21 protein-coding genes are annotated in these 21,146 nt (G+C 64.8%); 6 read left to right on the forward strand and 15 right to left on the reverse strand.

All coding sequences use genetic code 11. The annotated features are described in order from the left end of the window. Positions 1 to 338: 338 nt before the first annotated feature. On the forward strand, positions 339 to 1,004 hold the full coding sequence (locus tag ACQP1T_RS34965; RefSeq protein WP_433757260.1) for a response regulator transcription factor: 666 nt from the start codon (positions 339 to 341) through the stop codon (positions 1,002 to 1,004). Here the strand turns inward: ACQP1T_RS34965 and ACQP1T_RS34970 are convergent. Further along, positions 1,001 to 2,611 (reverse strand): hypothetical protein, encoded by a 1,611-nt coding sequence (locus ACQP1T_RS34970; RefSeq protein WP_433757261.1) that lies wholly within the window; start codon positions 2,609 to 2,611, stop codon positions 1,001 to 1,003. The genes ACQP1T_RS34965 and ACQP1T_RS34970 overlap by 4 nt on opposite strands. Positions 2,612 to 2,758: 147 nt before the next feature. Continuing rightward, positions 2,759 to 3,580: a cupin-like domain-containing protein gene (locus ACQP1T_RS34975; RefSeq protein WP_433757263.1), complete on the reverse strand. Its 822-nt coding sequence runs from the start codon at positions 3,578 to 3,580 to the stop codon at positions 2,759 to 2,761. 324 nt (positions 3,581 to 3,904) lie between these two features. On the opposite strand from ACQP1T_RS34975, the gene ACQP1T_RS34980 reads away from it, so the two are divergent. The 3 genes from ACQP1T_RS34980 (at position 3,905) to ACQP1T_RS34990 (ending at position 7,808) form a co-directional block, all read left to right on the forward strand. Then, positions 3,905 to 5,662, forward strand: coding sequence for a hypothetical protein (locus ACQP1T_RS34980; protein ID WP_433757264.1), 1,758 nt, complete (start codon positions 3,905 to 3,907; stop codon positions 5,660 to 5,662). Positions 5,663 to 5,715: 53 nt separating this feature from the next. After that, complete coding sequence (gene dtd, locus ACQP1T_RS34985) at positions 5,716 to 6,147, forward strand: D-aminoacyl-tRNA deacylase (protein ID WP_433757265.1); 432 nt, start codon at positions 5,716 to 5,718, stop codon at positions 6,145 to 6,147. 152 nt (positions 6,148 to 6,299) lie between these two features. Further along, a complete protein-coding gene (locus ACQP1T_RS34990; protein WP_433757266.1) occupies positions 6,300 to 7,808 on the forward strand; it encodes a hypothetical protein in 1,509 nt (502 codons plus the stop codon). 577 nt (positions 7,809 to 8,385) lie between these two features. Here the strand turns inward: ACQP1T_RS34990 and map are convergent. The 9 genes from map to rpsH all read right to left on the reverse strand — a co-directional run bounded on the left by map (position 8,386) and on the right by rpsH (position 13,873). Beyond that, positions 8,386 to 9,183 (reverse strand): type I methionyl aminopeptidase, encoded by a 798-nt coding sequence (gene map, locus ACQP1T_RS34995; RefSeq protein ID WP_433757267.1) that lies wholly within the window; start codon positions 9,181 to 9,183, stop codon positions 8,386 to 8,388. A gap of 6 nt (positions 9,184 to 9,189) precedes the next feature. Then, positions 9,190 to 9,735, reverse strand: a complete 546-nt coding sequence (locus ACQP1T_RS35000) for an adenylate kinase (RefSeq protein ID WP_433757268.1) — start codon at positions 9,733 to 9,735, stop codon at positions 9,190 to 9,192. Next, positions 9,732 to 11,054 (reverse strand): preprotein translocase subunit SecY, encoded by a 1,323-nt coding sequence (gene secY, locus ACQP1T_RS35005; protein WP_433757269.1) that lies wholly within the window; start codon positions 11,052 to 11,054, stop codon positions 9,732 to 9,734. The genes ACQP1T_RS35000 and secY overlap by 4 nt, the downstream gene beginning before the upstream one ends. 135 nt (positions 11,055 to 11,189) lie before the next feature. Next, on the reverse strand, positions 11,190 to 11,633 hold the full coding sequence (gene rplO, locus ACQP1T_RS35010; RefSeq protein WP_433757270.1) for a 50S ribosomal protein L15: 444 nt from the start codon (positions 11,631 to 11,633) through the stop codon (positions 11,190 to 11,192). Position 11,634: 1 nt separating this feature from the next. Beyond that, positions 11,635 to 11,814, reverse strand: a complete 180-nt coding sequence (gene rpmD / locus ACQP1T_RS35015; protein ID WP_062983142.1) for a 50S ribosomal protein L30 — start codon at positions 11,812 to 11,814, stop codon at positions 11,635 to 11,637. A gap of 2 nt (positions 11,815 to 11,816) precedes the next feature. Continuing rightward, positions 11,817 to 12,479 carry a 30S ribosomal protein S5 gene (gene rpsE / locus ACQP1T_RS35020; protein ID WP_364780190.1) on the reverse strand — a complete coding sequence of 221 codons (663 nt, stop codon included), beginning with the start codon at positions 12,477 to 12,479 and terminating at the stop codon, positions 11,817 to 11,819. A 31-nt stretch (positions 12,480 to 12,510) separates the two neighbouring features. Beyond that, a complete protein-coding gene (gene rplR / locus ACQP1T_RS35025; RefSeq protein WP_062983146.1) occupies positions 12,511 to 12,918 on the reverse strand; it encodes a 50S ribosomal protein L18 in 408 nt (135 codons plus the stop codon). Positions 12,919 to 12,920: 2 nt separating this feature from the next. Continuing rightward, complete coding sequence (gene rplF, locus ACQP1T_RS35030) at positions 12,921 to 13,460, reverse strand: 50S ribosomal protein L6 (RefSeq protein WP_433757271.1); 540 nt, start codon at positions 13,458 to 13,460, stop codon at positions 12,921 to 12,923. A 14-nt stretch (positions 13,461 to 13,474) separates the two neighbouring features. Further along, positions 13,475 to 13,873 (reverse strand): 30S ribosomal protein S8, encoded by a 399-nt coding sequence (gene rpsH, locus ACQP1T_RS35035; protein WP_062983150.1) that lies wholly within the window; start codon positions 13,871 to 13,873, stop codon positions 13,475 to 13,477. Between the two features lie 275 nt (positions 13,874 to 14,148). Between rpsH and ACQP1T_RS35040 the strand changes: the two genes are divergently transcribed. Beyond that, on the forward strand, positions 14,149 to 16,926 hold the full coding sequence (locus ACQP1T_RS35040; protein ID WP_433757272.1) for an ATP-binding protein: 2,778 nt from the start codon (positions 14,149 to 14,151) through the stop codon (positions 16,924 to 16,926). 299 nt (positions 16,927 to 17,225) lie between these two features. Here the strand turns inward: ACQP1T_RS35040 and ACQP1T_RS35045 are convergent, their stop codons facing one another. The 4 genes from ACQP1T_RS35045 to rplN are packed head-to-tail and all read right to left on the reverse strand — an operon-like array spanning position 17,226 to position 18,668. Further along, entirely contained in the window at positions 17,226 to 17,411 is a 186-nt protein-coding gene (locus ACQP1T_RS35045; RefSeq protein ID WP_062983162.1) for a type Z 30S ribosomal protein S14, read from the reverse strand. 4 nt (positions 17,412 to 17,415) lie between these two features. Further along, positions 17,416 to 17,979: a 50S ribosomal protein L5 gene (gene rplE / locus ACQP1T_RS35050; protein ID WP_062983164.1), complete on the reverse strand. Its 564-nt coding sequence runs from the start codon at positions 17,977 to 17,979 to the stop codon at positions 17,416 to 17,418. 1 nt (position 17,980) lies between these two features. Continuing rightward, positions 17,981 to 18,298 (reverse strand): 50S ribosomal protein L24, encoded by a 318-nt coding sequence (gene rplX / locus ACQP1T_RS35055; RefSeq protein WP_062983172.1) that lies wholly within the window; start codon positions 18,296 to 18,298, stop codon positions 17,981 to 17,983. A gap of 1 nt (position 18,299) precedes the next feature. After that, entirely contained in the window at positions 18,300 to 18,668 is a 369-nt protein-coding gene (gene rplN, locus ACQP1T_RS35060) for a 50S ribosomal protein L14 (RefSeq protein WP_040686591.1), read from the reverse strand. 346 nt (positions 18,669 to 19,014) lie between these two features. On the opposite strand from rplN, the gene ACQP1T_RS35065 reads away from it, so the two are divergent. Beyond that, complete coding sequence (locus ACQP1T_RS35065; protein ID WP_433757273.1) at positions 19,015 to 21,060, forward strand: M13 family metallopeptidase; 2,046 nt, start codon at positions 19,015 to 19,017, stop codon at positions 21,058 to 21,060. Positions 21,061 to 21,146 lie beyond the last annotated feature (86 nt).

Here is a 21,146-nt window from a genome sequence, read left to right on the forward strand (position 1 = left end):
CGTTGAAGTCGGCTCGGATCGTGCTGTGGAACATTCTCGGCGACGCGCAGAGGCACACGTGGGGCCGGCGCATTCCGTTCCTGATCGGCGCGGGCGATGCGCTGCTGGTCATGTGGTTGCGGCGAAGCATGGACGAATGCGAGCAATTCCAGGCCGAATACGATCGTCCGGCGCGCGGGTTCGATCATAAACCGTGCTCGCGAATACCTCATGCGCGAGACCTCGAAGAACTCCGCGATCGAGGCGAAGGCCGACGCCGACGCCGAGGTGGCCGGGCATCGAGCATGGCTATCCGCAAATGCCTGCGCGTCGAACCTTCGCTTTGCAAGGATCGGCGCGTGCGGCTTGTGCTGGTGGAAGACGATGACGGAGTCGGTGAAGCGCTGCAGGCCGCGCTCACAGCTCGCGGCTACCTCGTCGACCGCAAGCGGCGCGGTGCGGACCTACTTCGCACGCACCGCGACTACGACGCGGTGATCCTCGATCTCGGACTGCCGGATATGGACGGGCTGGAGGTATTGCGGCGGCTGCGTGCGGTCAGCTCGGTTCCGGTGCTGATCCTCACCGCCCGGGCCGGTGAGCGCACCGTCGTGCACGCACTGCGCTCCGGCGCGGACGACTATCTGGTGAAACCGCCGCGCATCGCGGAGTTGGTCGCACGGCTGGAGACCGTCACCCGCCGCGTCGTGATCCATACCTCACCCATGGAAGCGGTTGTCTCCCAAGATGTTCGAGTGGATCTGATGGCTCGGCAGGTCGAGGTCGCCGGAGTGCCGATCATGCTCACCCACAAGGAATTCCAGCTGGTTCGGATCCTCGCGGAACGCCCCGATACCGCCGTCAGCAGGCAAGAACTGATGGACCGCATCTGGGGCGACTCATCGGCCTCGGTATCGCGCGCGCTCGATGTGCATATGGCCGGATTGCGCGCGAAACTCGACCGGCCCGGTTTGATCACCACCATCCGCGGCTTCGGCTATCGGTGGCGCACCGACGGCTCCTAGCTCTGCACCGAACCGTGCCGCTGCTGGAAGCGCTGCTCGAACTCAGCCGCATAGACCGACGGCGCCACCGATGACGAAGATTGTTCCAGCACACCGTCATCCGCGACATAGAAGATCGCGCGTCCGATCGATATCTCGCCGGGTTCGGTCGGCACGTACACCATCCATCCGACGCTGATCCGGTCCGCGCGCAGATTTTCCAGCGGATAGCCGATGGTGTCCATGTTCTGATCCAGAACGAACCGCCGGACCTGCGCTATCGCGGTTTCCCGCGAGATCGGCTCCGGCAAGGTGATCGTCACACCGGCCAGCGTGAGCTGATAGAGGGCGCCATCGATATCGAAAGTGCTGTCGTCGCCGAAGACCTCGACGAGCGTATCCCGGGTTACCACACCGATTTCCGCCGCCGACACCAGATTCGCCACCGCCGCGCGCTGAACATCGGTCGGCTGCTCCGCGACCAGGCTCGCGACCACACCGGCCACGGTATCGGAGGTCCAGATGCCGGGCACCGCTTCGCTGACCCGGTCCGCGGTCGGCGACTCGCCGCGATACCACCGACCACCGTCCCACCAATAGCAGAACGTCAACAATCCGCTGGCCGCGCGCGGATTCAGCACCGGATTGGCGACCCACTCCGGGGCACCGGCGTACAGTGCGGGCATCGGCGTCCCGCCGTTGTAGACGGCATCGAGTTCGGGGGCATCCCACACGCCACCGGACAGCACCGCGCGACCACCTGGCAGGGCATATAGGGTCGACCCGCTGCGTTTCGAACCTTCGAACCAGCCGAGCGCGGGCAAAACCCTTGGTCCCCACTGTGATCCGGCCGCCACGAAGGCGGCTGCGATGACCGCCCAGCGGGCCGACAGCACCGGAAAGGCCGGAAAGTCCCGCTCGGACAGCACCGGCCGGACCCCGATTTCCCGGTCCGCCCTGGCCTGCGCGGCCGCGGCGGCGGCCGGGCGGGATTGCCGGTCACCGTGGCGGATATAGGCCGCGAGCCAGACCGGCAGCCGGTCGCGCGGATACGCCTGCAAATCCGCGAGATAGGCGTCGGGGAGGAATAGGTGATCGTCCGGGAAGGGCTCGTCACCGTAGTCGTAATCGACCTCGATCTCGCCGGTGCTCGCCAGGTCGATCAACAGGCGCCACCAGGGACCGTCGCTCAGTTGCGCCGAAAGATGCCGCTGTTCGCGAACCAGCTCGAGCACATCATCGCTCGGCTGGACCCGCACCTCCCGCTGCTCGTCATCGGCGAAGGTCACCAACCCGATTTCGGTGCTCGTGGTCATCGCGAACACGGCCTCCAGGCGACGCCAGCCCGATGGGCCACCGACCGCGAGTGCGCGGGCGATCCGATGTACGAGCTGTTCGGCCTGCTCGGCGACGTCTACCGGTTCGTCGAGGGCCAAGCCGATATCAGCGGCGTCTTCGTCCACGGTCGGGTCGTCGTCGCTCGGGTTATCGTCGGCCGCCTCGAAGGCCTTCATGAACTCGGCCATGAACTCCGCATCGCCATCGGTCCCGGCCGCGCGCTGCTCGCGATCCGAGTTCGGCCCGTCATTCGACTTGCCACCGGTCGCTTCGCCATCAGGTGTGGTCACGTCGCCGCAATCTCCCTCATATGCACACCGACCCGCACGCACAGTCCCAAGGTCGACGGTGACAGCGCGCTCGGCAACTCATCGGTAGCTCGAACATGAACGGCGAGCGCCGCGCCGGCTACAGTGCCCATGAACCGCGGTTCGCGGTCACTTCTGTTTACGGAACCTGCCCACGATGCCGTCGACAATGCGTAGCACACCGCGCACCGCCATCGGGAAGAAGGCCGCCTTCATGAACTCGAAGTAGCTCGGGTTGTAGCGCGCGACATACGAGATCGCCGGATCCACGGATTCGACCTGGTGCCACCAGAACATCGGGATGTAGAGGATGTCACCGGTCTCGAGGACCACGTCGTAGCAGGATGCCTCGCCCAGCTTCTCGAAACTGCTGACATCCGGATCGAATTCGTCGGGCAGTCCGGTGTAGGGGTCGGAAACTTTCCTCGGTATCCGGCCGTACACATTGCGGTACTCATTCGGCGGAAACAGCCGGACCCGCTTGCGACCGTGCAGCTGAATCAGCAGGCCGTGCCATGGGTCATTGTGCAACGGAGTCAGATTGCCCTGCTGGCCGATCCACACACTGCTCGCCGCCGAACTCTGCTGCCGAGTGCCGACGCGCGCGGGCAGCTGATCGGCGAGCGGCTGCGGTTCGGCGGCGGCACGCGAGTAATAGTTCTTGCCCGGCTTCGGCTCATCGAAGACGGCTGCCATGACATCGCGATATTCGAGCACCTCGACCGGCGACGTCTCCTGGGTGAACACGTTGGTCGCGCTGGTCAGCGCGGCGACCTTCTTGTCGCCGTATTTCTCGCGCAGCGCTTCCGGCTGAAAATCCTCGAATACGGGCCATGTTGTTGCGACACCACGGAATACGACCGGAGTCTGCTCATCGAAGACAGCCTCGAGTTGGAAATCCCGATCCGGTACGACCAGTCCCTGCCGTCCGCCTGTCGACGGACGCACCACATCCCGAATACTCCGACCGACCCACAGTGCAAAGCTGGCTAGGAAAATAGGAGCCAGCGTGACCGGCCTCTCATCGTAACCCTTGGTCATATCCCCGAATCTTCTCTGAGAATTGGTCCAGTGCTGTGACTTTCGGTCGCTCAACGCCACCATCACCCCGACGTGAGCCGACACTATCGACAACCTCGAGTCTACCGTCCAGAACCGTACCCACCGCTGGGAACACACCGTCACGGCCCGAGTAGGCGGTCCTCCCACGAACGGCAACAGTCCGCGCCGGTCGCGTCACCTAGGGTCGGGGGGACGCCGATCTCAGGAGATGTCGTGGCCGACTTGCCTTCGGACCCGTTGATTTCGCTGGTGACCGTGGCGGCTGAGCACATGGGGTATTCGTGCCGGGCAACTGAACCCGACGAAGTGCAATTGGTGGGGCCAGGCGGCGACGGGCCGCATTTCCTGTGGCTGCACAACCTGCGGCGCAGACTCGACGAGCAGCCGTTCGAGCAGTGGCCCTCGCTCGTCGCCGATCATGTCGAAACGTTTCTGACGCGAGTGGATCTCGATAACACCGAGCCGCTCGACATCGACGAATTCCTTACCGTGCGTGGACTTCTCAGGACACGATTCGCGTCGTCGGAAACCATCGCCGGTATCGACAACGTCGGGCGCTACATCGCGCCGGGCATCATTCAGGTGGTGGTGATCGAGCAACCCCGCACCGCCGAGGCCGTCACCACCGATCAGCTCGACCAGTGGCAGATCGATAGCAACGAACTCTTCGAACTGGCCGAGGCGAATACTCGCGCGGCCGGGCGGCTCGAGATCGAATGGCGCAACTACAACGATGCGCATTTCGCCATTCTTAGCGGCTCGGATTCCGCCAGCGCCCATTCGAACTGGCTCGGCGATTATCCGGTAATCGGAACGTACGGAGCGCTTTTCGTCGTCTCGCACGAGGGCAACGTCTACGCGCATCCGATTGTCGGACCGAATGCACTGACGGCGATGATCCTGCTGGGCAAGGTCGCCGCCAACACCTATCGCAGCGAACCGCGGCCCATCAGTCCGGCGGTCTACTGGTGGCGAGACGGGGAGATCAGCCTGGCCGCCATTACCGAGATCGATCCCGATCACAATGTCGAGGTGCGCCCGACCCCGGAATTCGAGGCATTGCTGACCAGCCTGGCAGTGACCTACGAATTCGCGGTGGTACCCGCCGACGGGGTCGATACCGCGCTCGACGCGCTGGAGCAGTACCGACAGATGTGCACCGCTCCGGACGACATTGCGACCCCACCCGCCATCGACGACCTCATCGCCGAAATCGACCGCAACGGCGCCGCCGTCGGATTCGTTGCGGCCGTTGCTGATTCGCGCGGCGCCGTACTGCGCACCTGGGGACCGAACCGGGGCCAGCACCTGCTCGCCGTACTGAAACTCACCAAGGACCGCGACCTCGCCGTGCTCGACGTCGAGACGGGCCACCTCTACGACCCGCGCGGTCACGTCGAGGTCCACGTGACCGTCGGTGACGGCCGGTCACTGCCCTACCTCACCCGCGCACTGCTCGACGACTTGGTGGTCGCCGCCGCCGACCCGGACGATCCATTCCTGGTCGTCGCACGCACGGACGAGACCTATATCCGAACGCGCCGCCACGAGTGGGTCTACGAAATCGAGCACCGGGCCGGATCCGCATCGGAACATTTTCGGGTATATACCTTGCGGCACAAGGTCGTTCGCGATGTCATCTGGGCGTGGGCCGGTACCGACCCATCATGGACGGCCGCGGTGCGGTGGCGGCGGGTCGATCCCACATCGCCCGGTATCGAGGCGGCATCCGGGCTGGAAATCTTGCAGGACGAGCTGTTGTCCGCCGATTCCGGTCTATCACCCGACGCACTCGCGATCCTCGATACCTTTCTGGCAGTCCGTGATACGCCGATCCCGTCGACGGATATCGCCGCGTTGGAGGACCTCGCGATCGATCCGGCAATCCTGCGCGACCTGGCGTCGTCCCATACCGAAGAGGCACGCCCGATCACCGAAGCCGAGCCGACCGACGAACCGGACCAGACCTGAGGCCGGTCCGGTGCAGCCGGGTACCGCGATCACCCGGGTGCGAGGATCGAAGCATGCGAGTACTGGTGCAGCGCGTATCCGCCGCGCAAGTGACCGTCGACGGACAGACCGTCGGCCGGATCGAACCGAATCCGCAGGGCCTGCTCGCCCTGGTCGGCGTGACGCATGACGACACCGAGGCCACCGCGAAGGCATTGGCGGACAAGGTGTGGCGGCTGCGGATCCTGGCTGGGGAACGCGCCGCCGCGGATCTGAATGCGCCGATACTCGTGGTCAGCCAGTTCACCCTCTACGCCGATACCGGCAAGGGGCGGCGGCCGTCCTGGTCCGCCGCGGCGCCCGGCGCTGTCGCCGAACCGCTGGTCGAAGCGTTTGCCCAGGCACTGCGCGGGCTCGGCGCGACCGTCGCCACCGGCCGGTTCGGCGCGCATATGCACGTCGAACTCGTCAACGACGGTCCGGTGACACTGCTGCTCGAGGGCTGATTCGCGACAGCTGTCAACAGGTCGATCGCGGCGGCAGCGGTCGCCGGTTGATTGCCTGCTCATTCCGGCCATTTGTATGGCAAACTCGGTCGAGCAGAATGCGGCCGCTCGACGACCGTGACGCGGAAGGTGAAGCGGGAGTTGAGGTCGCGATGGATCTGAGGGATCTGACTGCACTCGAGCGTCGGGTAGCCGAGGATCGCCGGGCAGCCATCGACCGGACGGTCGAGAACGAATTGCGTTTGGCCACATCGCTGTGCGACCTGGCAAAGGGCCTGGTCGCCACCAAGAACGGCCCCGGCCGGGACCGGACGGCCGAGGCGCTCGCGCCATCGCAGGAGTCTGTTGGCATCCGGCTGCACTGGCTCGCCGCCGGTCGCGTGACCGCCGAATTCGCGGGCGAAGTCCAGGATGCGCTGCGCGTCTTCGAGCAGGCGACCCGGCATATCGGTCACCGTGAGCTCGCGGCGAGCACTATCCGCAATGCCTGCCATACCTACCGTCAAGTGGCGCGGACGCATCCGCAGGTGGCCGCGGTCTGCGCGGATGGGCTGTCGAAATGCGGCGTCTGGTTGTGCCGCCTCGACCCGAAGGCCGCCGTCGCCGCCAGCGAGGATGCCGTGCGTATCCGCAGCGCGCTGTTCGCGGCGAATCCGGATCAGTCCGGAAAGTATCTCGCCAGCCTGAATATGCTGCTGCGCACGCTGATGGTCGGCCGCCAGCGCAAACAGGCCGTAGCGATGTACCGCGAGCGGTACGCGGCACTGACCTCACCGGAGATGACGGCGCGGCTGCGCGAAACCCGCATCGAGGATATCGATTTCACGAATAAGTCCTTCACCGCGCTCACCAAACTCGAAGCCCGGACCTTGCAGCGCGCGGGACATCTGACGCAGCAGCAGATTCTGTACCAAACTTCCGGCGATCTCGCCACGATCGAAGAGATCAACTGGAAACTCGCGCTGGTCGGCTTGAAGCCGCTGGCCGCGGGTGCGCTACCCGATCCACCGTCGCGGCCGGTGGAAATCGGCGCGACCTTCGGCGCATTGAGCGTCCGCTGCAGCGCTCGCGATGCCGTCGCCCAGGTCCGCGCCGCGATCATCGCGGCCTACGCCGCCGACAACGCACGACAGGTCGATCGCACGGCCGTGCGCGGCGCACACGAAACGCACTGGCACACCTTCGATCCCGAACTGAACCCGGCCGAATCCCTCGGCGACGATGTGGTGCTGATCGAACAGCCGTACGGCGGTTCGGTTGTCGTCATGAGCCTGAACTGGGAGATGGCACCGGTCGGCAAACACCCACTGGCACAGCATCTTTCCGCACGCTGGCCGGTCATCAGCGTCACCGCGAACGAGAAGATGTCCTACGAGCTGTGCCGATACGAAGACGGTGTGGCCACCCAGTACGCCGCACTCGGCCGCCCGAGCGGTCAAGCTCCGCTCGATACACCCCTGGCACCATTGGACTTCGCCGCCCTGGCCGACTACGGCGCGGACTACGCGTCCGAAACCCAGGTCCGTGCCGCCTTCGGTAACACCGATATGTTCGCCAAACTCACCCACCTGCCCGCCAGCGGCATCCGGCAGGCGGCACTGGCCATTCCGCTCGCGGACTACGGCGACAACGTCCTGTTCTTCCGCGGCAACGGGAATTGACCGCACCGACGTATCCGCGCCATACGCCCCGATACCTCGGCGCCACAGCCGAATTGAGCCGCGCGGCCGTCTAGCGGAAGCAGCTACCTACCTACTCGATACTCCACGCGCCCCGCAGTACCGCCCTGAGCTGCGCGAAGACCCTATCGCCACTTCGACGGCGCGTATCGCGAGATCACTGTTCGCCACAGAACTACGCAATCCCACAAGGGAATTCGAGTAGCTATCTACTCGGGTGAGCACTCCGGCCCGACCATACGCTTCTCCCATCGTCGAAGTTCAGTACGAATCAGAGGAGAAATCATCGCCACTGTGGTTGCGGTCGATCTCCTGGATGACCCCGAGGCGCGGTAAGACGCACAAGCGCGGGTGCAAGGAACGACGTCACCGATCCAGCGCGAGCTGGGTAACGTCAGGTAAGGCGGCGGACGCATTGTGTCCGAAGCCGTTGAATGCCAGACATTTACGACCTGCGGGCGTCGGTGCGGCTCGGCTCCTCGCCGCGCGACGCCACCGAACCCGGAGTCCGACAGGGTGACCGACCACCGCACGTGAAGGAATGTGCGGGATACCGCTCTTACTCCGGACGAACCGTAAGAATCCGCGGCCCATCCTCGGTAACCGCGACCGAATGTTCCCAGTGCGCGGCGCGGCTACCGTCCAACGTCACCACGGTCCAGTCGTCGTCGAGCACCTTCGTCTGCGTAGTGCCCAACGTCAACATCGGCTCGATCGCCAGCACCGATCCGACCACGAGTTTCGGCCCCTTACCCGGCGCACCCTCGTTGGCCAGGAATGGATCCATATGCATCTCCCGGCCGATGGCGTGCCCACCGTAACCGTCGACGATGCCGTAGGACCGGCCGTGCTCCTTTTCGGCCGCGCGCGTACCCATTTCGATGGCATGGGAGATATCGGTCAGCCGGTTACCGGGCAGCATGGCCGCGATACCCGCCTCCATCGACGACTTGGTGGCCTCGCTGAGCAGCTGATCGGCCTCGATGATCGTGCCGACGCCGAAGGTCCAGGCCGAATCACCATGCCAGCCTTCGAGAATCGCGCCGCAGTCGATCGAGACCAGATCACCTTCGGTCAGAATCTCCGACGAAGTCGGAATCCCATGCACCACACGGTCGTTCACCGACGCGCAGATCGAACCGGGAAAGCCGTGATACCCCTTGAACGACGGCACCGCACCCGCATCGCGGATCACCTGCTCGGCGACCTCGTCCAACTCCAGGGTGGAAACCCCGGGCTTGGCCGCCGCACGCACCGCGACGAGCGCGCGGCCGACAATCGCACCGGCCGCCGCCATCGCATCCAGTTCGCCCGCCGTCCGGAACGGCACGACCTTCTTCTTGCGGTTGAAGACCATCCGGCCTCAGTGTCCCAGGGCGCGCAGCGCGCGCGTGTTGACCTCGTCGATCTCGCCGACACCGTCGACCGAGACGACCAGACCGTCGTAATGCTCCAGCAGCGGCTCGGTCTCCTCGCGGTACACCCGCAGCCGGTTGCGGATCACGTCCTCGTTGTCGTCGTTGCGACCGCGCGCCATCATCCGGGCGACCACGGTCTCCTCGGGCACCACGAAGCAGAGCACCGCGTCGAGCTTCTTGTCCATATCCGCGAGAATCTTCTCCAGCGCGTCGGCCTGGTCGACCGTGCGCGGGTAGCCGTCCAGCACAAAGCCGTTCGCGGCATCCGGCTCGGCGACCCGAGCCTCGACCATGCGGTTGGTCACATCGCTCGGCACCAGATCGCCCGCGTCGATGTACTTCTGCGCCTCCCGACCCAGCGGCGTCTGGGCGGAAATATTGGTGCGGAACAGGTCCCCGGTGGAGATGTGTGGGACACCCAGCTTGTCCGACAGGAGGTCGGCTTGAGTGCCTTTGCCGGCGCCCGGCGGTCCGAGCAGTACAAGTCTCACTTGAGGAACCCTTCGTAATTTCGATTCATCAGCTGGCTTTCGATCTGCTTCACGGTGTCCAAGCCGACGCTCACCATGATCAGCACCGAGGTGCCACCGAACGGAAGGTTCTGGGTGCCACCGGACGCGCCGATATCGAGGAACAGGTTAGGCAGGACGGCCACGAGACCGAGGTAGATCGAGCCGGGCAGGGTAATGCGGCTCAATACGAAGTTGAGGTAGTCGGCGGTCGGCCTACCGGGACGGTATCCGGGAATGAAGCCACCGAACTTCTTCATCTCGTCCGCGCGTTCCTCCGGGTTGAAGGTGATCGCGACATAGAAGTAGGTGAAGAACACGATCAGACCGAAGTAGATCGCGATGTATACGGGGTTGCCCGGATTCACCAAGTATTTCTGGATGATCTCCTGCCACCAACTTCTATCGGTGGCGGTCTTCGACGAGGTCAGCTGCGCGACCAGGTTCGGCAGATACAACAGGGAGGACGCGAAGATCACCGGAATGACGCCGGCCTGATTGACCTTCAGCGGCAGATAGGTCGAGGACCCGCCGTACATCTTGCGGCCGACCACACGCTTGGCGTACTGCACCGGAATCCGGCGCTGGCCCTGCTCGACGAAGATGACCGCGGTGACGATCGCGAACGCGGCCACACACACCAGACCGAAGACCAGTCCACCGCGGTTCTGCAGGATGTTGTTGCCCTCGTTCGGGATACGCGCGGCGATACCACCGAAAATCAGCAGTGACATGCCGTTGCCGATGCCGCGCTCGGTGATCTGCTCGCCGAACCACATGACCAGTGCGGCACCGGCGGTCATCACCAGCACGATGATCACCATGCCGAAGATGCTGGTGTCGGCCAGGATGTCCTTCTGGCAGCCCTGCAGCAGCTGACCGCGGGCCGCGAGCGCGACCAGACCGGTGGCCTGCAGAATCGCCAGCGCGATCGAGAGGTAGCGGGTGTACTGCGTCATCTTGTTCTGGCCTGCTTGGCCTTCTTTGCGCAGTTCTTCGAAGCGCGGGATGACGACGGTGAGCAGCTGGATAATGATGCTCGCGGTGATGTAGGGCATGATGCCGATCGCGAAGACCGACAACTGCAGCAGCGCACCACCGGAGAACAGATTGATCAGCTGATAGATACCGGCGGAGTCACCGCCGGAGACCAGGTCTATACATTCCTGGACGCTCTTGTAGTCGACACCGGGGGACGGCAGCGAAGCACCCAAGCGGTACAGCGCGATCAACCCCAGCGTGAAGAGAATCTTCCGCCGTAAGTCCGGAGTCCGGAAGGCCGATACGAAGGCGGAAAGCACAGATCCTCCTGGCGAACGACATGGTCATGCCATGGAAATAACCCATGACGAGGCTTTGGCAGACAACAATTGAACTCTAACAGTGGCACCGGACGAGCCTTCACTCGTCCGGTGCCACTTGTTGTCAGAGTACCGTCAGCCCAGCTCGGTGACAGTGCCACCGGCCGCGGTGATCTTCTCCTTGGCGGCGCCGGTCACCTTGTCGACGGTCACCTGGACCGCGACGCCGATCTCGCCGTCGCCGAGAACCTTCACCAGCTGGTTCTTGCGAACCGCGCCGGCGGCTACCAGCTCCGCCTTGCCGACCGCGCCGCCCTCGGGGAACAGCTTGGCGATCGCGCCGACATTCACGACCTGGTATTCCACCCGGAACCGGTTCGTGAAGCCCTTGAGCTTGGGCAGCCGCATGTGAATCGGCATCTGCCCACCCTCGAAGGCGGCCGGGACATTCTTGCGAGCCTTGGTGCCCTTGGTACCACGGCCCGCGGTCTTGCCCTTGGAGCCCTCACCGCGACCCACACGGGTCTTCTCGGTCTTGGCGCCGGGAGCCGGACGCAGGTGATGCAACTTGATGGTCATGTCAGACCTCCTCAACTGTTACGAGGTGGCGCACGACGTTGATCAGCCCACGGTTCTGCGGGTTGTCCTCACGAACCACGGTCTGGCGGATCTTGCGCAGGCCGAGCGTACGAAGGCTCTCCCGCTGATTCGCCTTGGCGCCGATCGACGACTTGATCTGGGTCACCTTGAGATCTGCCATATCTACCGACCTCCCGCTGCCTGAGCGCGTGCGCGCAGCATGCCCGCGGGGGCGACGTCCTCGAGGGGCAGACCACGACGGGCCGCGACCTCTTCCGGACGCTGCAGCATCTTCAGCGCCGCAACCGTCGCGTGCACGACGTTGATGGCGTTGTCGCTACCGAGCGACTTCGCCAGAATGTCATGGATACCAGCGCATTCCAGCACCGCACGCGCCGCACCACCGGCGATCACACCGGTACCGGGCGAGGCCGGACGCAGCATGACCACACCGGCCGCCGCCTCACCCTGTACCGGGTGGGTGATGGTCGAGCCGATCATCGGAACGCGGAAGAAGCCCTTGCGAGCCTCCTCGACACCCTTCTGGATGGCCGCGGGAACTTCCTTGGCCTTGCCGTAGCCGACGCCGACCAGACCGTTGCCGTCACCGACGATCACCAGGGCGGTGAAGCTGAAGCGACGACCACCCTTCACGACCTTGGAGACACGGTTGATCGCTACGACGCGCTCGAGCTGGTTCTTGTCGGTCTGCTGGTCACGACGGTCACCACCGCCACGACGGTCGCGGCCACCGCCGCGGCCGTCCCGGCTGTCGCCGCCACCGGCGGCACCATTCTGCTGTCCGGCGGGTCCGTTGCCGCCGTCACGCCTCTGACGTCCCGGCATCAGACGTTCCTTCCGTAAATGTTTGCAGTCATCAGAACTTCAACCCACCTTCGCGAGCGGCATCGGCGAGCGCCGCGATGCGGCCGTGGTAGTCGTGACCACCACGGTCGAATACGACGGCCTCGATGCCCGCGGCCTTGGCACGCTCGGCGATCAGCTGACCGACCTTCTTGCCCTTGGCCGACTTGTCGCCGTCCAGTGCGCGCACATCGGCCTCGATCGAGGACGCGGCGGCAATGGTCTTGCCGAGCGAGTCGTCGATGAGCTGTGCGTGCAGGTGACGCGAGGAGCGGTTGACCACCAGGCGCGGACGCTCGGTGGTGCCGACGACCTTCTTGCGCAGACGGAAGTGACGGCGGGTCTTCGACAGACGACGCGTCGTCGACACGTCCTTGCCACGCGGAATGCGCTTGGCCTTCTGGTTTTCGGTTTGCGCCATGATCACTTACCCGTCTTTCCGACCTTGCGGCGAACGACCTCGCCGGCGTAGCGGATGCCCTTGCCCTTGTAGGGATCGGGCTTACGCAGTCCGTGGATGACAGCGGAGATCTGGCCGACCTTCTGCTTGTCGATTCCGGACACGGAGAACTTGGTGGGCGATTCCACCGCGAAGGTGATGCCCTCCGGGGCCTCGATCGGCACCGGGTGCGAGTAGCCGAGGGCGAATTCCAGGTTGGAGCCCTTGGCCGCGACACGGTAACCGACGCCGAAGATTTCCATCTTCTTCTCGTAACCCTTGGTGACGCCCTCGATCATGTTGGCGACCAGGGTACGGGTCAGGCCGTGCAGCGAGCGGTTCTGGCGCTGGTCGTCCGGGCGGGCGACCTCGAGCTGGCCGTCCTCACCCTTGGTGACGGTGATCGGCTCGGCGACGACGTGGGTCAGGGCGCCCTTGGGACCCTTCACCGACACGTTTTGGCCGTCGATGGCGACCTCGACACCGGCAGGAATGGCGATGGGCTTCTTACCAATACGCGACATTTGTCCTACCTCCCTTACCAGACGTAGGCGAGGACTTCGCCGCCCACGCCCTGCTTGGCCGCCTGACGATCGGTGAGCAGACCGGTCGACGTGGAAATGATCGCCACGCCGAGGCCGCCCAGGACCTTGGGCAGATTGGTGGACTTCGCGTACACACGCAGACCCGGCTTCGACACCCGACGCAGGCCCTGCAGGCTGCGCTCACGGCTGGGGCCGTACTTGAGGTCGACGACGAGGGTCTTGCCCACGGTCGCGTCCTCGGTCCGGTAGTCGGCGATGTAGCCCTCGCGCTTGAGGATCTCGGCGATATTCGCCTTGAGCTTCGAGTGCGGAGCCTTCACCTGATCGTGGTACGCCGAGTTGGCGTTGCGCAGACGTGTCAGGAAGTCTGCGATCGGATCAGTCATGGTCATGGTTCGACCTTGACACCTTTCTCGCCGCGGTTCCCATGCAACACCGGCACACCAATAGGCATGCCAGCCGTGGGCCTACAGCAATTCGGCGGTCCGGCCGACATTTGCCGACCGGATTGAGTTCTCATATGAGCTCTCGGTGCGCGGGCCGTCCAATCGTCGATGCGGCATCGCATCGCGGACATGCGGACACAGAGGTGCCCGAGCAACCGCTCTAGTGTAGGCAATGGGCTGACCAGGACAAAATCCGGGTCGGGCCCCTTACACTCACCCGCGTGCAGGATTCCCTCGCGGCCGCGTTCGTGGGCCGCGATGCCGAACTAGCAACTCTGACCGCCCTCGGACGGCGTGCCGTCGCCGGTCACGGGTGCGTCGTTTCGATCGAGGGTGCGCCGGGAATCGGCAAATCGGCACTGCTGGAAGCGGCGCGAAATCCATTGGCGGCAGCGGGCCTGCACATCCGTATCGGCGCTGCCGACGAGTTGCGGCAGGGCGTGCCGTTCGCCGGGGTGTGCTCCTGGCTGGACGACGCGGGAACGACCTCCCCGATCGAGGCGCTGCGCAGCGGAGATCGCGTGGGCGATGTGGCGGCGTCGCATGAACTCGCCATTGCCGAGGCGATTCTGGACCAGATCGACACCTGGTGCGCGGCGGGACCGATCGCGCTGGTCATGGACGACGTGCACTGGGCGGATCGGTCGAGCCTGACGCTGCTGCACCGGCTCTGCACACTCGTCGACGAACTGCCGCTGCTGCTGGTCCTCGCAGCCCGGCCGCTACCGCGCGATCCGGCGTACGCCGCACTGACGGCCGAACTGGCGGCGCGACAGGCCCCGGTGCTGCGGCTCGACGGTCTGCCTGTCGCGGATGCCGCGGAACTGGTGCGTCATCTGGTCGGCGCCGAACCGGGACCTCGGTTGCTGGCGAAGGTGGCCGAGGCCGGTGGGAATCCACTGCATGTCACGGAATTGGTGGCCGCCTTGGTGCGCGACGGGGCGATCAGGGTGATCGCCGACACCGCCGATCCCGGGGGCGCTGTTGTCGCAAACCCGTCCGCCTCACTTGCCGAGGCGATTACGCAGCGGCTGGACTTCCTGTCCCGTCCGACACGGGATGTGTTGCCGATGGCCGCGGCACTCGGGCCGACTATCGATGTCGCGGACCTGGCCGTGGTGTTGAAGATCCCAATCCTGGATGCTTGGAGCGCCGTGACCGAGGCGCTGGACGGCGGGCTGCTCATCCGAGTCGACGCAGAGCTGGTATTTCGGCACGATCTGATCCGGCACGCACTCGCCGATCGGCTGCCTGCTTCACTGCGGTCGGATCTGCTTCAACGGGCCGGACAGGCGCTCCAGTCCACCGATGCGCCGATCGAGCGGGTTGCCTATTACTTATCGGCCGCCGATCGCGAGTTGGACCTGGCCAGCCTCGAATGGCTGATCGGTGTCGCCGACAAGCTGATCGTTCGCGCGCCCGAACTGGCGAAACGGCTGTTGAGCCGAGTCGCCGCTACGCCGGATCTCGACGCTGGAACGCGCTCGGTACTGATCCGACTGAGAATTCACGCCCTGCTCTGGGATGGGAACGCCGCCGAGGCCGAATCGGTGGTGCGTGAGGCGTTGCTCACCCAGCCGGACATCGAACTGCACTGGCTGCTCGCCCAGATCTATCAGGCCCAGGCACGGTTGTCCGATGCGGTCGCATTGGCCGAGGAGGTGCTGTCCACTCGGGAGCTCGACGCCGAGGACTCGGCCCGGTTTCTCGGCATGTGCGGACTCGGCAATTTCTTCCTCGAGCGGTTCGCCGCGGCCGAGCAGGCCGGTCGACGGGCCGTGGCACTAGGCGAGAGCACCGGGAACCCGCTGGCCACCGGATACGGACTCACCGCGGTGGGCGCCGTGCATTACACCCGGGGCCACCTGGACGAAGCGTTGAACCTCAGCGCCCGCATCCCGGCCCTCTTCGAGGACGGAACCGGGCCAGACCAATTCGATCCGTATGCGCTGTATGCCCACTGCCTGATCGAACTCGATCGGCTGAGCGACGCCGAGGAGGTTTTGCAGACGGCGATCGGGCGCAACCGTCGATTCCGCGGCGTCTATCTGTCCTCGAACCTGGTCGCCAAGGCGCGGATGTATTTGGTGGGAGGGCGCTGGGACGATGCGCTGGCCGAATGCTCGGCGAGCATGCAGATGCCCGATGTGCTCGGTTACGCGACGGTCGCGCACACCATCTCGGCGCTCATCGGAATTCGCCGCGGCACTTTCCTGCCGGACCAGGACGGCTTGCCCACGCCGGACGATCGGCCGGGCAATGTCGGCTACGCGCATTTCCATCCATGGGTCAAGGCGCTGACTTCCGAGGCGCGCGGTCGCCCCGACCTGGCACTGGGACTACTCGTCGATACCCAGCATCGCCTTGCCGACGGATTGGCCGCGGCCACACTGCATTACATCTTTCCGGACATCGCGCGTTTGGCCGCCGACGTCGGCGACGCGCGCGCTGCCCGGTCGGTAGCCGCCAGCGCGGATCTGCTGCTCACGCGACAGCCGACCGCATCTCGCACCGCAACCGCGCTGCTGTGCCGCGGCCTCGTCGATTCCGATCCCGACGCTCTCCTCAGGGCCGCAAGTGCTTTCCGGCAATCCGGCCGTCCGCTGTTCGAGGCCCAGGCGCACGAAAACGCTGCCGTACTCCTGGCCGCAGCGGGGCGCGCACCCGAGTCACGCAACGCGCTGGACGCCGCGGTCGAACTGTATTCCGGCCTCGGTGCGTCCTGGGATTGCGCCCGCGCGGTAGCACGAGTGCGACCGTACGGAATCCGCCGCGGCGTCCGCGGCCCCCGCAACCGCCCCAAATCCGGCTGGGCGGCACTGACCGATACCGAACGCAAGGTCGCCGCCCAGGTAGCCGATGGCCTGTCCAACACCGACATCGCCGCCCAAATGTTCTTGTCCCGCCGCACAATTCAATCCCACGTCTCGAACATCCTGGCCAAACTCGACCTCCGCTCCCGCCGCGAAATCGCCACCGCCATGCCTCGACCCCGCTGACCCAGAGTCCACCCGCTGTACCCCGCGAACTACCTGCTCATCGGCAAATGGACGCCCAAGGATTCCGACGCAATAGCCGCGGACTTCCCCATCCGCATCCGCTGGTCCGAACTCGAATTCTGAACCGCGGCAAGCGAATCGGCAGCCACCGAGCTGGCTTGAAGCAGATTCCGACTCGTCGCGAGCGGCTTCGAGCCATGAAGAATATGCGGGCACTGGAAACGAGCAAGGGCACGGCCTCTACCAGAGGCCGTGCCCTTGTTCAGTTTCGTGCGGGTGCGCTCACGAAGAGCGCGGGCTCACCAGGAGCTCTTGTGCACGCCCGGGAGTTCACCGCGGTGCGCCATTTCGCGCAGGCACACGCGGCACAGGCCGAACTTGCGGTACACCGCGTGCGGGCGGCCGCAGCGCTGGCAGCGGGTGTAGGCGCGAACGGCGAACTTCGGCTTGCTGTTGGCCTTGTTGACCAGTGCTTTCTTAGCCATGTGCTCAGTTCTCCTTGAACGGGAAGCCGAGGTGCTTGAGCAGGGCACGGCCTTCTTCGTTGTTGGTCGCGGTGGTCACCACGGTGATGTCCATACCGCGCGGGCGGTCGATGGAATCCACGTCGATCTCGTGGAACATCGACTGCTCGCTCAGGCCGAACGTGTAGTTGCCGTTGCCGTCGAACTGCTTCGGCGACAGACCGCGGAAGTCGCGGATACGGGGCAGCGCGATGGAGACCAGGCGATCCAGGAACTCCCACATGCGGTCGCCGCGCAGGGTGACCTTCGCGCCGATCGGCATGCCCTCACGCAGCTTGAACTGCGCGATCGACTTGGTCGCCTTGCGGATCTCGGGCTTCTGACCGGTGATCAGTTCCAGGTCCCGGACCGCGCCGTTGATGAGCTTGGCGTCGCGCGCGGCGTCACCGACACCCATGTTCACGACGACCTTGACCACGCCCGGGATCTGCATCACGTTGGCGTAGTTGAACTCGCTGTTCAGCGCGTCCTTGATCTCGGCACGGTAGCGAGCCTTCAGGCGCGGCTGGGTCTTCTCAGAGGTGGTCATGTCAGATGTCCTTCCCGTTCTTACGGGAGATCCGGACCCGCTTGCCGCTCTCCTCGTCCGTCCGGTAGCCGACGCGGGTCGGCTTGCCGTCGGAGTCGACGACCATCACGTTGGACACGTGGATCGGAGCTTCCTGGGTCACGATGCCGCCCGAGGAGGCGCCACGCTGGTTGGTGGAGTTGGCAACGTGCTTCTTGATCCGGTTCACGCCCTCGACCAGGACCCGGTTCTCCTTCGGGTAGGCCTGGATGACCTTGCCCTTGGCGCCCTTGTCCTTACCCGAGATGACGAGCACCGTGTCGCCCTTGTGCACCTTCATGTCAGAGCACCTCCGGAGCCAGCGAAACGATCTTCATGAACTTCTTCTCGCGCAGCTCGCGGCCGACCGGGCCGAAGATACGAGTGCCACGCGGGTCGTTGTCCGCCTTGATCAGCACGGCCGCGTTCTCGTCGAACTTGATGTACGAACCGTCCGGGCGACGACGCTCCTTGACGGTGCGCACGACGACGGCCTTGACGACCTCGCCCTTCTTGACGTTGCCGCCGGGGACAGCGTCCTTGACGGTGGCGACGATGATGTCGCCGATACCGGCATAGCGACGCGACGAACCACCGAGAACGCGGATGCAGAGGATTTCCTTCGCACCCGTGTTGTCGGCGACGCGCAGTCGCGACTCCTGCTGAATCACTTCAGCCTCCTTGACCTGGATGTATACGCACGCCGGATTGCCGACCCGACGGGCATGGTCGTGTTACCACCCGAACGCGCGCCTGCCAGCGGTTTTCTCGATCGGATGGATCAACCACTGGGGGTTCGCGGCCGGATTGCGGGCACAGCTCCCGCAGGCAACCGGTTCAGTGTAGGTGAACGCCCAGGTCGGTCCCAAATCGGGCACCGCAACCGCAGGCTGAACTTCCGCTGTGAAACCCGCGTGGATCAGTGCTTGCGGACGGTCCCGTTATTACCCTCGGGACGAGCAAGATCACCAGATGAACCGTGCATATTCCGCATCGTCGCTGATATAGGGGGTTTTCTTGAGTTCGTCCACGCGTTCGGCCCGGCTCGCTCGTCGCACTTTTCTGATCGCACTCGGCGTGATTCCGGCCACCACGGCGCTGGTCTCCTGTGCGCGGGAGCGGTCGGTGCAGCTGACCGGTGTCGATATGCAAGGTGGGGATCGGGCGGTTCGTCCGCAGGACGATCTGTTCCGCTACGTCAACGGCGGCTGGCTGCGCGATTATCAGCTGCCGCCGGACAAGCCGTCCTACACCACCTTCGACGAGGTCGGCGACCGGGTGGAACAGCAACTGCGGGCGATCATCGACGGCATTCACGAACCGAAGGCCGGGACCGCCGAGCAGCAGATCCGCGATCTCTACGACGCTCGGGTCGATCTGGCCGAAATCGAGCGGCTCGGCGTGACCCCGCTGACCGATCTGTTCGCGGCGATCGACGGCGCGGCGACCAAACCGGATCTGGCCAAGGTGATGGGTGGGCTGCCGATCGGTGGGCTGGTCGGTCTGTCCGTCGGGGCCGATCAGAAGAATTCGGCGGAGTACGTCGCGAATATCTCGCAGTCCGGTATCGACCCGAATATGGGCGAGAAGTACTACCGCAAGCCCGAATACGCCGAGCAGCGTGCCGCGTATCAGACCTATCTGCAACGCGTCGCCGCGGGCGCGGGCCTTCCCGATCCGACGGGCACCGCCCAGCGGGTATTCGAACTGGAGACCAAGATCGCCGCCGGTTACTGGGACGATGTTCGGCTGCGCAATCCCGACGCCGTCTACAACCCGATGAACTGGGCCCAATTGACCGCGCTCGCACCGCAATTCGACTGGGAGCCGTGGCTGGCCGGCAATACCGATCGACCGCGCGCACTATTCGAGCGCGTGGTGGTCGGTCAGCCGTCGTTCGTGACGACGGCCGGAAAGCTCTGGGCCGAGGTCGATATCGCGGCCTGGCGGGAGTATCTGCGTATGGCGGTGGTCAAAGAGTTCGCATCGCTGCTGCCGAAGGCCATTGCCGATGCCGAATTCGATTTCGTCGGCAAGGTGCTGCAGGGATTGCGGGAGCGTCCGGAGCTGTGGAAGGACGGTATCGCAACCGTCAATGCGAATCTGGGCCAGCCACTCGGGAAACTCTATGTGGCCGAGCACTTTCCGCCTGCGGCGAAAGAGCGGGCCTTGGCGATGGTCGCCGATCTCATGTCCGCCTATCGGGCCGACTTCACCGATTCGACCTGGATGTCGCCGCCGACCAGACAGGCCGCCATCGCGAAGCTCGACAAAATCGTCGCCGAGATCGGCTATCCGGACAACTGGATCGACTACTCGGGATTGACGATCACCCGCGGCAAATTGATCGAATCCGTCTGCGCCGCAAAGCATTTCGAGATCAAGCGCGGCTTCGCGCGGTTGGGCAACCCGGTCGACAAGTCCGAATGGCATATGCCGCCGCAGCTGGTGAATGCCCAATACGACCCGAATGCCAATTCGATCTCGTTTCCGGCCGCCATTCTGCAGCCCCCGTTCTTCGACCCCGATGCCGCGAACGCGGTCAATTACGGCGCGATCGGGGCGATCATCGGCCACGAGATCGGGCATGGCTTCGACGACCAGGGCTCGCGCTACGACGGTGACGGCAATCTGCGCGACTGGTGGACGCCCGAGGACCGGGCCGCATTCGAGGCCAAGACCAACCAGCTCATCGAGCAGTACAACGCGCTGGTCCCGACGGGACTCGACCCCAGCAAACACGTCGACGGCGCGCTCACGGTCGGGGAGAATCTCGCGGATCTGCGTGGTCTCGGTATCGCCCTGGCCGCCCTCGGTATCGCCGATGAACGCGATGGCAAGGCCGCCCCGGACAACCGCACCCTGTTCCTGTCCTGGGCCAGGATCTGGCGGGAGAAATCGACGAAGCAGCATATGGAATTGCGATTGGCCATGGATCCGCACGCGCCCAACGAATTCCGCTGCAATCAGGTGGTCCGCAATATCGACGAGTTCCACACCACCTTCGCCGTCGAACCAAGCGACAAGCTGTACCTGGCCGAGGACCAGCGGGTCTCGCTGTGATCCGACAGGCTGGCAACGCCGGAGACAGGTAGCCTCGGGCCAGCACTATCGCGCCTGACGAGGATGCGGCCGGGACCGCATCGGGA

The organism is Nocardia sp. CA-135398 (genome assembly GCF_050955845.1).
Lineage (GTDB): Bacteria > Actinomycetota > Actinomycetes > Mycobacteriales > Mycobacteriaceae > Nocardia.

What these genes read in the sequence shown, in the direction of transcription:
- rplE (WP_062983164.1), bottom strand. Translation starts at nt 17,979, where the DNA reads ATGACCACCTCTGAGAAGACCCAGCCGCGCCTGAAGGCTCGCTACCGT.
- rplX (WP_062983172.1), bottom strand. Translation starts at nt 18,298, where the DNA reads ATGAAGGTGCACAAGGGCGACACGGTGCTCGTCATCTCGGGTAAGGAC.
- rpmD (WP_062983142.1), bottom strand. Translation starts at nt 11,814, where the DNA reads ATGGCAGATCTCAAGGTGACCCAGATCAAGTCGTCGATCGGCGCCAAG.
- rplR (WP_062983146.1), bottom strand. Translation starts at nt 12,918, where the DNA reads ATGGCGCAAACCGAAAACCAGAAGGCCAAGCGCATTCCGCGTGGCAAG.
- dtd (WP_433757265.1), top strand. Translation starts at nt 5,716, where the DNA reads ATGCGAGTACTGGTGCAGCGCGTATCCGCCGCGCAAGTGACCGTCGAC.
- ACQP1T_RS34990 (WP_433757266.1), top strand. Translation starts at nt 6,300, where the DNA reads ATGGATCTGAGGGATCTGACTGCACTCGAGCGTCGGGTAGCCGAGGAT.
- map (WP_433757267.1), bottom strand. Translation starts at nt 9,183, where the DNA reads ATGGTCTTCAACCGCAAGAAGAAGGTCGTGCCGTTCCGGACGGCGGGC.
- rplO (WP_433757270.1), bottom strand. Translation starts at nt 11,633, where the DNA reads ATGACCATCAAGTTGCATCACCTGCGTCCGGCTCCCGGCGCCAAGACC.
- rpsE (WP_364780190.1), bottom strand. Translation starts at nt 12,479, where the DNA reads ATGCCGGGACGTCAGAGGCGTGACGGCGGCAACGGACCCGCCGGACAG.
- rplF (WP_433757271.1), bottom strand. Translation starts at nt 13,460, where the DNA reads ATGTCGCGTATTGGTAAGAAGCCCATCGCCATTCCTGCCGGTGTCGAG.
- ACQP1T_RS35045 (WP_062983162.1), bottom strand. Translation starts at nt 17,411, where the DNA reads ATGGCTAAGAAAGCACTGGTCAACAAGGCCAACAGCAAGCCGAAGTTC.
- rpsH (WP_062983150.1), bottom strand. Translation starts at nt 13,873, where the DNA reads ATGACCATGACTGATCCGATCGCAGACTTCCTGACACGTCTGCGCAAC.